General features: G+C 30.4%; 15 protein-coding genes. 4 read left to right on the top strand and 11 right to left on the bottom strand.

The annotated features are described in order from the left end of the window. Positions 1 to 36 precede the first annotated feature (36 nt). From D6T69_RS11710 to D6T69_RS11665, 10 genes are all read right to left on the bottom strand, one after another. A complete protein-coding gene (locus D6T69_RS11710) occupies positions 37 to 615 on the bottom strand; it encodes a Crp/Fnr family transcriptional regulator (RefSeq protein WP_125067906.1) in 579 nt (192 codons plus the stop codon). A 187-nt stretch (positions 616 to 802) separates the two neighbouring features. Next, on the bottom strand, positions 803 to 1,375 hold the full coding sequence (locus tag D6T69_RS11705; RefSeq protein WP_125067905.1) for a Crp/Fnr family transcriptional regulator: 573 nt from the start codon (positions 1,373 to 1,375) through the stop codon (positions 803 to 805). Between the two features lie 36 nt (positions 1,376 to 1,411). Continuing rightward, on the bottom strand, positions 1,412 to 2,032 hold the full coding sequence (locus D6T69_RS11700; protein ID WP_125067904.1) for a WbqC family protein: 621 nt from the start codon (positions 2,030 to 2,032) through the stop codon (positions 1,412 to 1,414). Further along, complete coding sequence (lepB, locus tag D6T69_RS11695) at positions 2,032 to 3,618, bottom strand: signal peptidase I (protein WP_125067903.1); 1,587 nt, start codon at positions 3,616 to 3,618, stop codon at positions 2,032 to 2,034. Before lepB ends, D6T69_RS11700 begins: the two co-directional genes overlap by 1 nt. Before the next feature lie 79 nt (positions 3,619 to 3,697). Beyond that, positions 3,698 to 4,399 carry a 4-hydroxy-tetrahydrodipicolinate reductase gene (dapB, locus tag D6T69_RS11690; RefSeq protein ID WP_125067902.1) on the bottom strand — a complete coding sequence of 234 codons (702 nt, stop codon included), beginning with the start codon at positions 4,397 to 4,399 and terminating at the stop codon, positions 3,698 to 3,700. A 1-nt stretch (position 4,400) separates the two neighbouring features. After that, a complete protein-coding gene (locus D6T69_RS11685; protein ID WP_047789666.1) occupies positions 4,401 to 4,979 on the bottom strand; it encodes a DUF5683 domain-containing protein in 579 nt (192 codons plus the stop codon). Next, complete coding sequence (locus D6T69_RS11680) at positions 4,980 to 5,867, bottom strand: ParB/RepB/Spo0J family partition protein (protein ID WP_125067901.1); 888 nt, start codon at positions 5,865 to 5,867, stop codon at positions 4,980 to 4,982. 9 nt (positions 5,868 to 5,876) lie between these two features. After that, on the bottom strand, positions 5,877 to 6,641 hold the full coding sequence (locus tag D6T69_RS11675) for a ParA family protein (RefSeq protein WP_125067900.1): 765 nt from the start codon (positions 6,639 to 6,641) through the stop codon (positions 5,877 to 5,879). A 136-nt stretch (positions 6,642 to 6,777) separates the two neighbouring features. After that, positions 6,778 to 7,896: a DNA polymerase III subunit beta gene (gene dnaN, locus D6T69_RS11670; RefSeq protein ID WP_125067899.1), complete on the bottom strand. Its 1,119-nt coding sequence runs from the start codon at positions 7,894 to 7,896 to the stop codon at positions 6,778 to 6,780. A gap of 86 nt (positions 7,897 to 7,982) precedes the next feature. Continuing rightward, positions 7,983 to 8,927: a lipid A deacylase LpxR family protein gene (locus tag D6T69_RS11665; protein ID WP_125067898.1), complete on the bottom strand. Its 945-nt coding sequence runs from the start codon at positions 8,925 to 8,927 to the stop codon at positions 7,983 to 7,985. A gap of 68 nt (positions 8,928 to 8,995) precedes the next feature. Here D6T69_RS11665 and ppk2 (D6T69_RS11660) point away from each other — a divergent pair, with 68 nt between their 5' ends. Together ppk2 (D6T69_RS11660) and ppk2 (D6T69_RS11655) are read left to right on the top strand one after the other, a co-directional pair. Then, positions 8,996 to 9,853, top strand: coding sequence for a polyphosphate kinase 2 (gene ppk2, locus D6T69_RS11660; RefSeq protein WP_125067897.1), 858 nt, complete (start codon positions 8,996 to 8,998; stop codon positions 9,851 to 9,853). A 1-nt stretch (position 9,854) separates the two neighbouring features. Next, a complete protein-coding gene (ppk2, locus tag D6T69_RS11655) occupies positions 9,855 to 10,634 on the top strand; it encodes a polyphosphate kinase 2 (protein WP_125067896.1) in 780 nt (259 codons plus the stop codon). Here ppk2 (D6T69_RS11655) and D6T69_RS11650 read toward each other — a convergent pair whose 3' ends face one another. Then, a complete protein-coding gene (locus D6T69_RS11650; protein ID WP_125067895.1) occupies positions 10,635 to 11,270 on the bottom strand; it encodes a low molecular weight phosphatase family protein in 636 nt (211 codons plus the stop codon). 83 nt (positions 11,271 to 11,353) lie between these two features. On the opposite strand from D6T69_RS11650, the gene D6T69_RS11645 reads away from it, so the two are divergent. After that, a complete protein-coding gene (locus D6T69_RS11645) occupies positions 11,354 to 11,899 on the top strand; it encodes a Smr/MutS family protein (RefSeq protein ID WP_125067894.1) in 546 nt (181 codons plus the stop codon). 47 nt (positions 11,900 to 11,946) lie between these two features. After that, a complete protein-coding gene (locus tag D6T69_RS11640) occupies positions 11,947 to 13,080 on the top strand; it encodes a cysteine desulfurase family protein (RefSeq protein WP_125067893.1) in 1,134 nt (377 codons plus the stop codon). Positions 13,081 to 13,419 lie beyond the last annotated feature (339 nt).

Here is a 13,419-nt window from a genome sequence, read left to right as displayed (position 1 = left end):
AAATAAACAAACAGCCTCTTAATTTGTGTTAAAAAATTATTGATTATTTAGTTTTTTTTTAATTCTGCTAAGTTGAACAGGAGAAATGTTTAGGTATGAAGCAATATGACGTTGTGTAATTAATTTGTCAATACCAGGTATTCTTTTTTTTAAAGCTATATATCTTTCTGTTGAAGTGAGTGTAGAAATATCCAAGAGTAATTCTTCTGCCTTTAAATAAGCGTTTTCAAGAGCTTTTATATAAAATAAACTAAACTCTTTATACTTTAATGTCAATTCAATAAGTTTATTAAAATCACCTTTGTAGCCTGTTACTTTAGTTAGCGCTTGATAGTTTACTTCGGAAGATTTTTTTTGCATCATCGCTGAGTTTGCTCCAGAAATATCACCAGAGATAAAAAAAGCTCTAGTTGTTTCTGTTCCTTTTTCATTTAATAAATAGGATCTCATGATACCCGTTTTAACTATGAAAAAATCATTGGAGTATTCGCCTTCTTTAGTAAATATTTCATTGGGTTTCAATTCTACATATGTAACTATACCTTCAAAGAGAGAAACTAAATAATCTGGTAAGTCAAAAAATAGATGAACAAATTTTTTTATATCATCATTCATAATTAACAAGTTATATGATAATAGTGAGGGTAAAAGACTAAGTTAACAAAAAACTTTTACTTATTTAAAATAAAAGTCAGACCTAACTTTAAGGGGAAATTAGGTCTGAAATATGTTAAGGGGTATGTAACTTGTTAATTACAGAGACAAATGTAAATTAGTTTTATAGTATAACCATTAACATATGTTAATAATTATAATTATTTCTAATTCTACTAAGTTGAACAGGAGTGATGTTAAGGTATGAAGCTATGTGATATTGATTAATAAGGTTGTCAATATTTGGATAGTTTTCCTGTAGTTTTTTATATCTCTGAGTAGCATCTAACATTTGTAGTTCTAAAATTTTTGATTCTTCTCTAATGTAAATATTTTGTAGTATTTTATAGTGAAAAATAGAAATCTCATGATGTTGTAAAGAAAGTTTGTAAAAATCGTGATAATCACATTCTATAACTTCACAGTCAGTTAAGCACTCGTAAATTAACTCAGAAGGCTCATTTTTAATCAAAGCACCTAGGTTACCAGATGTAATTACTGGTGTGTAAATAGTTTTGGTGTGTTCTTTTCCTTTGATATCAATATTATATGACCTTATAATACCTTCTTTTAAGATATATACGTTCGTGGGTTTCTGACCTAAAGAAACCAATTTATAATTTTTAGGAAACTTTTTAATAGACAGAATATTAAAAATCTTATTTAAAGCATCTTCAGATAAAGGGTAGAAATTCTGGGAAAATTCTCTAAAAAACTCCATAAGTAAATAATGAAAGGATGAAATAATCAGAGGGGACTATTTCAAATTTACATTAATTTTTTCTAAAAAGCTAATAGTGTTAGCTCCTTCCATAAACAAAAGATCCAAGATAGATAAATTAGGTATAAATCCGTATTTATCATCAAACATTTGAATATAAGTGTCCATTTCTATTTCAATTCCTTTTTTAGCAATAGCTAGAGCTCTAAAATCTGTGCTTTCAGGGTTCAGTTCGTACCTAGTAGTTTTGTTAAATTGCTGTTTAATTTGTAGAGCATCTGTCACAAATAAATGAGTGTCGATATTTAGATCTTGTAAAAAGGTATATTTTTTATTGAAAATAGCTAGTAAGTCATCTTCAAAAAACTCAAAAAAAGGAGAGGAGCGATAGGCGGATTGTAACGATTTAAAGTGTTGTTGTTGCCATGGGAAGTCGTTTTCTACTAAGGTATCTTTGGTCTTTTTTCTACCTTCTTTTGTTTTATGTTTAACAGGAATATTGAGAGCTAATTTACCATTTGCTCCATAAATATAACAACGATTTCGATAGGTTTGTTTTTGGTAATTATCTTCTACTTCAAAAGTAATAGTATCCGATTGATAGATTGCTGCATATTGTGAAATAGGAGCAAAGTATGTAGGGACAAAAAGTGACATTATGCTTTCTTCTTTTTACTTTTTCTAAAACTATACACAGTATAACCTCCAATTAATAATAAAACTAACCAAAGATAAGAAACTGGTTTACCACTACCACCAACAGTTGTAAACATTCTATCCCAACGAATAGAGTTTAATTTAGCAATAAAATTAGGTGCATTAGCATCCCAACTTAACCAAATCATAACAGGTTTACCAACTACGTGGTCAAAAGGCACATATCCCCAATTTCTAGCGTCTAATGAGCGTTGACGATTGTCTCCCATCATCCAGTAGTAATCTTGCTTAAAAGTATATTCTTTTGCTTTCTTACCATTGATATAAATGTCGTCTCCAAAAATGGTTAAATTATTATTCTCATATCTTCGGATAATTTGTTCATAAAAAGAAATTGTTTTAGAATTTAATTTAACAGTAACTCCCTTTTTAGGAATATATATTGGTCCAAAATTATCAGCAGACCAAGCATATTTTGGATCGTGAGGGAAAACAGATTTGTCATAGAACCCTTTAGGTGCTAAAAATTTTTCAACTTTTTTAACAAGAGAGTTTTTGGTAAGTGAAGCGGCTTCTTCATCAGTAAGGTTTAAGAGATACTTTCCATCTGTAGTCATTTTACCTTCTCTGTTTTTGTTATATTTTTGGATAACAGTTTGTGGTAGTTCTTTACCTTCAGTATCAACAAAGAAGTACCATTGTGGCTTTGCTCTATCAGGTAATACCGTTTTCTCTCCATTAATAAATACATAACCATCACGAACTTCTAAGCTATCACCAGGAATACCTACAGCACGTTTTACATAGTTAGTACGTTTATCAATAGGTTTATAGGTGAATTTCCCAGAATTATCTCCCCACATTGTTGCTAAGGAATCTGAAGGCCAGCTAAAAACAACTATATCGTTACGTTTAATTTTCTGAAAACCAGGAATACGCATATAAGGTAATGACAGCTTATTTAACAAACCATCTTTGTTTTTATCATCAGATAAAAATGATTTTATACCCAATCCAGGAATAGTATCGTGTGCCATTGGTGCAGCAACGGTAGTCATTGGTACACGAGCACCGTAATGAAACTTACTCACAAATAAGTAATCACCAACTAATAAGGTTTTTTCTAATGATGATGTAGGAATGGTATATGGCTGCATAAAGTAAGTATGCACTAAAGTAGCAGCTATAATAGCAAAAGCAATTGAGCTAACCCATTCACCTAAAGGAGATCTTGGTTTTAAACTTCTGTTTTCAATGTATTTTGCATCTGTAAAATAATTGATGTAATAGATATATAACCCTAAAGTTAGAATAGCTAAAATAGTGTCAGGTCTTTTGTTAAAACCAAAACTTCTACAAGTTTCAACCCAAATTATAGGAAACATTAATAAGTTTACAATAGGAATGAATAATAAAATTACCCACCATTTTGGACGGTTTATTATTTGCATCAATACGATGGCATTATAAACAGGTACAGCAGCTTCCCAAGCTTTTTTTCCAGCTTTAGTGTATAGTTTCCAAGTACCTAAAAAATGAACAACTTGTATGAATAAAAAGAATAAAAACCATTCAGTAAATGTCATAATCTATATATTTTGTAGTTCCTTGTAAGGAATAAAATTCAATTTTATTTGTGTGTTTTTTGAGTTGTTTGTTACGTTATTAACCTAAGTTTAACACATCTCGCATAGTAAAAACACCTGTTTTATTATTTAACCACTCAGCAGCAATTACAGCACCTAAAGCAAAACCTTGACGATTATGAGCTGTGTGTTTAATATCAATAGTATCTACCTCAGAATTGTAAGTCACGGTGTGAGTACCCGGAACATCCGGAGTTCTGATAGCTGTAATAGGAATATTTTCTTCTGATGTTTTTTCGTCTAATTCCCAAGCTTTTTGATTAGTATTTTCAATAATACCTTCTGCCAATGTAATTGCAGTACCGCTTGGAGCATCTAACTTTTTAGTATGATGAATTTCTTCAATAGAAACATTATATTGTTCTAAAGTACTCATCATTTTAGCAAGCTGTTTGTTTAGTTCAAAGAAAACATTAACCCCTAAACTAAAGTTAGAAGCATAAATAAATGCACCTTTTTTGTCATTACATAAATCAACAATATCGTTGTATTTATCTAACCAACCAGTAGTTCCAGAAATAACAGGTATATTATTGTTAATACAATTGCTGATATTGTCGTATGCTGAAGAAGGAATACTAAAGTCTATTGCTACATCAGCTTTTGTAATATCATACACTTCTTTTCCAGAAGTTTTTATAACAATTTTATGTCCTCTTTGTAAAGCAATTTTTTCAATTTCTTTACCCATTCTACCATAACCAAGTAAGGCTATTTTCATCTTAAAAAGAATATTTTAGTGTTAAACCAACTTTAGGAGCTTCGATAAATAAAGGATCTGGAGTGATTACTGGTTTTACAGATAAGCTATCATCTGTGTCAAATTGTAATAAGTGTGCATTAACACTGGCTTCAACAATTTGTAAAACATATAAAAGCACACCAGTTAATAATGATAAATCTCTATTTTTTCGTAAAGTTTTCTGTGCACTTTCTAAACCAGCAGTAGAAATAAGAACAGTTCCATCCTCTCTAGTAAATTCGTCTTTTAATCCTTGTTTACGAAGTTTAAAAGCTGTTCGGTATCGATCATACTGATCGCTATTATCAATATAAAAATAAGCACTAGCGCCTATTGCTGCCCATACTATTGGGGCTTTCCAATACTTTCCATTATAAATTTGTCCACCTCCAGGAAAAATAGCTGAGTAAAAGGCAGCTTTTGAAGGTGACAAAGGATTGTATTTGTCACTTGTTAACTGAAGTTGTTTTGCCCTAACGGCAATAGAATCTTTTTGAGCAAAGGTATTTTGAAACAAAAAAAGACTAAAAAAAGCGAATATGATTATACGTACGTTCAATTACTTTAGTAAGTTTTTAATACGGTTAAAATCTTCTTCAGAATGAAAAGGGATAGAAATTTTACCTTTTCCACGATTGTTCACTGTAACGTCAATTTTATGTCCAAAATAGTCGCTAATATCCTTAACGCTTTCAGAAATATAATTAGGTAAAGCTTTCTTTTTGGTTGTTTTAGCAACCTTACCAGCTTTTAAGTTTTTTACAAGTTCTTCAGTTTGACGCACTGATAGTTTATCACGAACAATTTTCTCATAAATGTTTAATTGATCAGAGTTACTATCAACATTAATCAATGCACGACCGTGTCCCATTGAAATAAAACCATCACGCATTCCTGTTTGAATAATAGGATCTAGCTTAAGTAAACGTAAATAGTTAGTAACTGTAGAACGTTTTTTTCCAACACGAGTACTTAGTTCTTCTTGAGTAAGTTGAATTTCATCAATTAAACGCTGGTAAGAAAGGGCAACTTCAATTGGATCTAAGTTTTTACGTTGAATATTTTCTACCAACGCCATTTCTAACATTTCCTGATCGTTGGCTAAACGAATGTAAGCAGGAACGGTTTTGTTTCCAATAAGTTTAGAGGCTCTAAAACGACGTTCCCCAGAAACTAATTGAAACTTATCGCTTGATAGTTTACGTACAGTAATAGGCTGAATAACTCCTAATTCTTTAATAGAACTAGCTAATTCACGCAACGCTTCTTCATCAAAATAAGTCCTAGGTTGGTAAGGGTTTACATCTATTGAGTTTATATCAATTTCAATAATATTTCCAACCAACTTATCTGCATTTTTGTCTTCTGCTGAATTTACTTCTGCAGTTTCCTTTAATAATGCTGATAAACCTCTACCTAAAGCTTGTTTTTTTGTTGCTTTTGCCATTTACAGTGATTATGCGTTTTTAGTTAAAATTTCGTTCGCCAAATTTAAGTAATTTACGGCACCTTTACTCGTTGCATCGTATGAAATTATACTTTCTCCATAACTTGGTGCTTCACTTAAACGAATATTTCTGTGTACTATTGTTTCAAAAACCATAGAACTGAAGTGTTTGCGTACTTCATCTACCACTTGGTTTGATAATCGTAAACGAGAATCGAACATAGTTAATAACAAACCTTCAATTTCTAATTCTTGATTATGTATTTTTTGAACACTCTTAATTGTGTTTAATAATTTTCCTAAACCTTCTAAAGCAAAGTATTCACATTGAATTGGAATAACAACAGAGTCAGCAGCTACTAGAGAGTTTAAAGTTATTAAACCTAAAGATGGAGCACAATCAATTAAAATAAAATCGTAATCATCTTTAATATCTTCTAACGCTTTTTTTAACATATACTCGCGTTGTTGCTTGTCTACCAATTCAATTTCAATAGCAACTAAATCAATATGAGCAGGGATTAAGTCAACGTTAGGAGAGTCTGTTTTTAAAACAGTATCCTTTGCAGGAATTGTATGTTCTAAAACCTGATATGTTCCAATTTCTACACTTTCAACGTCTAAACCTAAACCAGAAGTAGCATTTGCTTGGGGATCAGCATCAATTAACAATACTTTTTTTTCTAAAACACCTAAAGCCGCAGCTAAGTTTACAGATGTAGTAGTTTTACCTACACCACCTTTTTGATTTGCAATTGCAATAATTCTACCCATTATAATTTATAAAGTTTGAAAGAGGTAAATTTACAATTATTTATCATTTTTAAAAGAGAAAGACATTAAATAAAATTACAAAAGCCACAGAGTTTTGATTCTGTGGCTTTTGTAATTTTATGTGTAGAGGATTTTATTATCCGTTTAACATCACAGGCATAACAAGCATAGTTACTAATTCACCTTCTTCAGTTCCATCAATAGGAGTTAAAATTCCAGCTCTGTTTGGTAAACTCATTTCAATTAAAACGTCGTTAGAGTTTAAGTTATTTAACATTTCACTTAAAAAGCGAGAGTTAAATCCAATTTGCATATCGTCTCCTTGGTAATCACAGTTTAATCGTTCGTCGGCTTTATTAGAATAGTCTAAATCTTCTGCAGAAATATTTAACTCAGTACCCGCCATTTTCAAACGAATTTGATGTGTTGTTTTACTAGAAAAAATAGAAACACGACGTACAGAGTTTAAGAAAGAAGCTCTGTCAACAGTTAATTTATTTGGATTTTCTTTAGGTATAACAGCTTCGTAATTAGGGTATTTCCCGTCAATTAATCGACAGATTAATACTACATTATCAAAAGTAAATTTAGCATTGGTATCATTATACTCAATAGTAACGTTGTTTTCTGATCCCCCTAAAATTCCTTTTAATAAGTTTAAAGGTTTTTTAGGCATGATAAATTCAGCTGATTTATCAGCAGTAATATCGGTACGTGTATATTTTACTAATTTATGAGCGTCGGTAGCTACAAAAGTTAATTCTTTCGAATTGAACTGAAAAAATACACCACTCATTACTGGGCGTAAATCATCATTACCAGCAGCGAAAATAGTTTTTGAAATAGCTGTAGCTAAAATATGAGATGGAATTTCAGTGCTACTAGGAGAAGGTAATTCTACAGCTTTAGGGAACTCATCTCCGCTAAAGTAAGCCATGTCATACTTCCCTTGCTCAGAAATAATTTCAATGGTATTATCTCCTTCAACCTTAAAAGTAAGAGGTTGTTCAGGAAATGTCTTTAAAGTATCTAATAATAAACGAGCATTTATAGCAATCGCTCCAGTATCAGTACTTTCAACTTCAATAACTGATGACATGGTTGTCTCAAGGTCGGAAGCTGATATTTTTAATTCGTTTTCAGATAGTTCAAATAAAAAGTTATCTAAAATTGGTAACGTGTTATTGCTATTTATAACCCCACCTAAAACTTGTAGTTGTTTTAATAATTGTGAGCTAGATACGATAAATTTCATTTAGTAATTTTTCTATTTATTAGACTTACAAATATATCTTAATTTGATGATTTTAAAAATTATTTTTTTATAAGTGTACAATACCCCTAATTAAACTGATAATTTAATTGTATTGTACCATAAAAATTACCTTTTGGAACACGTGAGCTTTTGAGCTTTTTAGTGTGGTAATTTATGGTATACCCAAAATTAAAACGATTACTTGTAAAACGAATTCCAAACTCTGTAGTGAATTTAAAAGGTTCTACTTCAAATGTTACAGGATTTTTGTCGGTTAAAAAGCTTCCTTCAATAGTTGCGTCATAGGCAACATAATGGAGCATTGGTTTTAGGTATAAAAAAACTTCCGCCTTATTTTCGAAATTAGTATTTTGGTTATTTAAGTTTCCATGAAAAGCAATAGAGTTAATAATACTTTCTAAAGGTTTGAAACCAATACGAGTATATAAACCGGTTGATAAATCAGTATAAACAGTACCTAATCTAGCAGAATTTATCCAGTTAAGGTCAAAAACATTGTCTTTGCTTATTTTTTTTATATAATCAGCTTTTAAATTTAGGGCAAATGCATCTTTTATTTGATAATCCCATCCGGTAGCTTTTCTAAAGCCATACATTTTATGAATAATACCTTGAAGTTCTTCACTTAAAGAAGATGAGCCAATAACACCTAATTGTAAAGATGTTTTTAAAATAGACTCATTTGTATAAAATTTATTTATACCAAAGCTAGCAAACAAATAACCAGCAAAGGGACGATCGTGTTCTTCAATGGTTTCTACGATAGCTTTATATGGGGTATACATATGGTGCCCTAATTGAATTTCATATATTTTTTTAGCTATGTTTTTAACTTTATTCTTGCTTAAGAAGCGATACGTTAAAAAAGCTCCGTTAGTATAATATCGGTCTTGGTAAGTTGAAGTATATAAATCATTATCATTTATAAAACTAAACTCTTTGGCGTATTTACGTTGTGAGAATGTAGGAAGAGAAAGTAAGATAAATAAAAGTAGTATATTTTTTTTCATAGCTGTAAATATCGTATTATTTTAGCATATCCTTGGTTAAATTATTAACAAGAAAAATTAATAAACTTATGAAAGAAGAACCTGTATTAACAATTGAAGATTTTGAAAATGTTTCAACAAATAAAGAGTTGTTAACAATTATTAAAGAAAAGGGGGTTTCTATTACTAAGGTTCAGGTAAAATTAGATTATGAAGAAGAGCTAAGGAAGTTACAAATAGAGTTGGTGAAGCTTCAACAATGGATTGCTAAAAATAAAAAACGAGTAGCTGTAATTTTTGAAGGAAGAGACGCAGCAGGAAAGGGAGGAAGTATTCGACGTTTTATGGAGCATATGAATCCGCGTTCTACACGTTTGGTAGCTTTAAATAAACCAACAGAGGTAGAAAAAGGACAATGGTATTTTCAGCGATATATTAAAGAATTGCCAAACCCTGGAGAAATTGTTTTTTTTGATCGTAGTTGGTATAATAGAGCAGTAGTTGAGCCTGTAATGGGATTTTGTAATGACGATCAGTATCAGAATTTTTTGGTTCAAGTACCAGAGTTTGAACATATGTTATATGAAGATGGAGTAGTAGTTATAAAGTTTTGGCTTTCAATTTCAAAAGACGAACAGTTACGACGTTTCAATTCTAGAAATAACAATCCATTAAAACGTTGGAAGTTTAGCCCTGTAGATAAAAGAGGACAAGAGTTATGGGACAGATATAGTCACTATAAAAACGAAATGTTTAGTAAAACACATACAGCATATAGCCCTTGGATAGTAGTAAAAACGAATAATAAAAAAGAAGCAAGAGTTGAGTGTATGCGTCATGTACTATCTCAGTTTGATTACGACGGAAAGGAAGAAGCTCAAACGATTTTAACACCAGATCCAAATATTGTAATGCGTTATTATCGTTCAGTAAAACATTTAGATTAAAATGGGAAAGTTAACTCAAAGAGACGTAAATAAATTAAATACAACAAGAGGTTTAAAAGCTTTATTGTCGAAATCTTTTAATTTAGAAAGAGCAATTCGATATGTTGATTATGAAAGAAAATTAAAAAAATTACAAGTTGAAATAATTCGTTTACAAGCTTGGGCAATAAAAGAAAATGAACGAATAATTGTAATTTTTGAAGGAAGAGATGCTGCGGGTAAAGGTGGGGCAATACGTAGAATTACAGAACGTATCAATCCTCGTCATATGCGAATTGTAGCACTTCCAAAACCTAATGAAGATCAAAAAACTCAATGGTATTTTCAGCGATATGTAGAGCAGTTTCCTAAAGCAGGAGAAATTGTTTTTTTTGATAGAAGCTGGTATAATCGTGCAGTAGTTGAACCTGTAAATGGTTTTTGTACACAAGAAGAATATGAAATTTTTATGAATCAGGTAAATGATTTTGAACGTATGATTTTAGAATCAGGAATTCGTTTGGTGAAAATTTACATGTCTATTAATAAGAAAGAACAAGCTAAGCGATTTAATGATATAAAGAATAATCCATTAAAACAATGGAAGATGACACCTGTTGATGAAAAAGCCCAAGAGCTTTGGGATGATTATACAGAGTACAAAAGAGCTATGTTTTCAAAAACAAACACAGAAATATCTCCATGGAAAGTTATTCGAGCTAACAGGAAAACTGTGGCAAGAATAAATGTAATTAATTACATTTTAGAAAGAATACCTTATGATAAAAATATAGAGGTGTAACTAAGATAGTTTTTGATGAATTTCTTCAAAAATAAAAAAAAGCTCACCAGCAATTTGTTTACTAGTGTTTAGGTATGTTTCTTCAGTTAAGTCTGTATTGTCTGATGTTTTAGGGTCGTTATATGGTAAGTGAAAACGTTCGATAGCATCAGGAATGTATGGACAGTTTTGATCAGCATTGTCACAAGTAGTTATAGCTACAAAAGGATAGCTATTTTGAGGATGATCGTATAATTTTGAAAAACCTAAGATAGATTTTTTAGTTCCGTTAAAAGAAACTAAATATCTTGGGTTTTGATGAGAAAAATCAACAACACTAAAAATAAACCCAGTTTTTTGTAAGCATTTAACCGTGTTTCTATGAAAAGAAGTAGTTTCTGTTCCACCAGAATAGGTAAACATATTTTTTAAGTTGAAATACTCAATAGCAAAGAAGCTCCACACTTGTGCAAACTGACTTCTACTAGAATTATGAGTACAAATGAAATTTAAATTTATTTTCTCTCTGTCAAGATACTCTTCAAGAATAGTATCAGCTATTTCAAGTAATAAATCTTTTCGCTCTTCAGTAAGGATTAACTCTTTTCTTGCTTCCTCAAAGAAAACTTTTGTATTAATATTCTTAGTGTTTATCATTTATTTGCAGTTCTTTTGCAGAGTGTAATTATTTGCAAAAATACAAGCTAATACCCTTTTAGCTAATTAAATAAAGGTTAAGGATGTGTTTAGAAATCGGTAATAAAGTGGCAGTAATTGATGCTGATATTAGAGGATTTGTAACAAAAATTAATAATGAAGAGGTTTTTGTTAAAGATGAGGATGGAATGGAGTATTGTTTTCTTAGGAAAGAATTAGTAAAAGTTGAAGTGGATCAAAATGAGTTAAGTAAATATTCTGATATTAATAATCCAATGCTTAAAGCCAAGACTCAAAATAAAGAGAAAAAGAAAAAAACATCTTTTGTAAAAGATAAAAGAGAAGTAGTTATGGAGGTAGATTTACATGCTGAAAAGTTGGTAAAGTCTACAAGAGGAATGGATAATTACGATATTTTATCATTACAAATTAATACAGCAAAACATAAGTTAGAATACTGCATATCTAAAAGAATATCAAAACTAGTTTTAATACATGGAGTAGGGGATGGAGTTTTAAAAACGGAATTACAATATTTATTAAATAATTACCCTGTAAAGTATTATGACGCTTCTTATCAAAAGTATGGTCGAGGAGCTACAGAGGTGTATATTTTTCAGAATCAATAATTTTTTTGAAAACATAACTATCGTTAAGAAAACCTTATTTTTGCGCTATGAAATCTGTTTATTTAGACAATGCAGCAACAACACCTATGTTGCCCGAAGTTATTGAAGCTGTTCAACAATCAATGCAAACCAATTTTGGAAATCCTTCTTCTACACATCAATATGGTAGAAAGGCTAAAGCAGCGGTAGAAACAGCTAGGAAAAATATAGCGAAACACTTCAATATTTCTTCAAGCGAAATCATTTTTACTGCAGGAGGAACCGAAGCCGATAATCTAATTTTATTTAACGCTGTTTTAAATTTAGGAGTAGAAAGAATTATAACCTCCAAAATAGAACATCATGCTGTTTTAAATACTGTACAGTTTTTAGAAGAAAAACATAAAATAATAGTAGATTATGTTAGGGCAAATGAAGAAGGAGCTGTTTCAATGGAGAGTCTGGGGGGCTTATTAAATAAATCAAAGAAAAAAACTTTGGTGAGTTTAATGTATGTGAATAATGAAATAGGTAATTTACTACCAATAGAAGAGGTTGTAGTATTATGTAAAGAGCATGAAGCGTATTTTCATTCAGATACAGTACAAGCCATAGGGCATTATGATATAGACTTACAGAAAACACAAATAGATTTTATCACTGCAAGTGCACATAAGTTTCATGGACCTAAAGGAGTAGGTTTTGCTTATTTTAAAAAGGGAATAGGAATATTACCGATGTTACATGGAGGTGAACAGGAAAAAGGTGCAAGATCTAGTACTGAAAATGTACACTCAATAGTTGGAATGGAAAAAGCATTAACAATTGCTTGTGAAAATTTACATAAAGATGAGGAGTATATTATAGGGTTAAAAAAATATTTTGTAGAAAAAACAAAAGAATTATTCCCTAATATTAAGGTTAATGGAGAATCGATAGAAAAAACAAGCTATACAATAGTGAACTTAAGGTTTCCTATTGAAGATAAAATGTTGTTATTTAATTTAGATTTATCTGGAGTAGCTGTTTCTGGAGGTAGTGCTTGTCAAAGTGGAAGTAGTAAGGGATCTCACGTGTTACAGGAATTTTTAGATGAAAAAGAAGAAAAGAAAACATCAGTAAGATTTTCTTTTAGTAAATTAAATACATTCGATGAAATCGATTATGTCATAAGTCAGTTAAAAAAAGTACTAAAAAAATAATAAAGTCTTTTTTATTTGTTTTTAAGAAGTTTTTTTATTCCTTTGTTGTATATCCTACTCTGATTAGAAATTAAATCTTTTAAAGATGATTTAATAGGGTTGTTTTTTATAGGTTTTTCTTATAGATAGTTGATTTTATGTTTTTTTTATCTATAATGTGACCTAAATTGTTAATTTTACGTCTAATGTTTTAGTGAAAGTAAAAATAGTTTACTTTTGCAAACTAAAAATAATTAGAGGCCCCCCACAAAGAATAAGTTGTAAAAGAGCAACTTAGCATTTTTTTGTGTGGGGTTTTTTATATCCCACCGTATTGTTTATTAAAAATAAATAGCCTTG

This window comes from Tenacibaculum singaporense (assembly GCF_003867015.1).
Taxonomy (GTDB): Bacteria; Bacteroidota; Bacteroidia; order Flavobacteriales; family Flavobacteriaceae; genus Polaribacter; species Polaribacter singaporensis.
This window is presented reverse-complemented; position numbering and strand designations above follow the sequence as displayed.

Bases quoted from the DNA above. Each gene is read 5' to 3' on its own strand.
- D6T69_RS11640 (WP_125067893.1), top strand. From the start codon at position 11,947: ATGAAATCTGTTTATTTAGACAATGCAGCAACAACACCTATGTTGCCC.
- D6T69_RS11645 (WP_125067894.1), top strand. From the start codon at position 11,354: ATGTGTTTAGAAATCGGTAATAAAGTGGCAGTAATTGATGCTGATATT.
- D6T69_RS11700 (WP_125067904.1), bottom strand. From the start codon at position 2,032: ATGTCACTTTTTGTCCCTACATACTTTGCTCCTATTTCACAATATGCA.
- dapB (WP_125067902.1), bottom strand. From the start codon at position 4,399: ATGAAAATAGCCTTACTTGGTTATGGTAGAATGGGTAAAGAAATTGAA.
- lepB (WP_125067903.1), bottom strand. From the start codon at position 3,618: ATGACATTTACTGAATGGTTTTTATTCTTTTTATTCATACAAGTTGTT.
- D6T69_RS11710 (WP_125067906.1), bottom strand. From the start codon at position 615: ATGAATGATGATATAAAAAAATTTGTTCATCTATTTTTTGACTTACCA.
- D6T69_RS11680 (WP_125067901.1), bottom strand. From the start codon at position 5,867: ATGGCAAAAGCAACAAAAAAACAAGCTTTAGGTAGAGGTTTATCAGCA.
- D6T69_RS11665 (WP_125067898.1), bottom strand. From the start codon at position 8,927: ATGAAAAAAAATATACTACTTTTATTTATCTTACTTTCTCTTCCTACA.
- ppk2 (WP_125067896.1), top strand. From the start codon at position 9,855: ATGGGAAAGTTAACTCAAAGAGACGTAAATAAATTAAATACAACAAGA.
- dnaN (WP_125067899.1), bottom strand. From the start codon at position 7,896: ATGAAATTTATCGTATCTAGCTCACAATTATTAAAACAACTACAAGTT.
- ppk2 (WP_125067897.1), top strand. From the start codon at position 8,996: ATGAAAGAAGAACCTGTATTAACAATTGAAGATTTTGAAAATGTTTCA.
- D6T69_RS11675 (WP_125067900.1), bottom strand. From the start codon at position 6,641: ATGGGTAGAATTATTGCAATTGCAAATCAAAAAGGTGGTGTAGGTAAA.
- D6T69_RS11705 (WP_125067905.1), bottom strand. From the start codon at position 1,375: ATGGAGTTTTTTAGAGAATTTTCCCAGAATTTCTACCCTTTATCTGAA.
- D6T69_RS11650 (WP_125067895.1), bottom strand. From the start codon at position 11,270: ATGATAAACACTAAGAATATTAATACAAAAGTTTTCTTTGAGGAAGCA.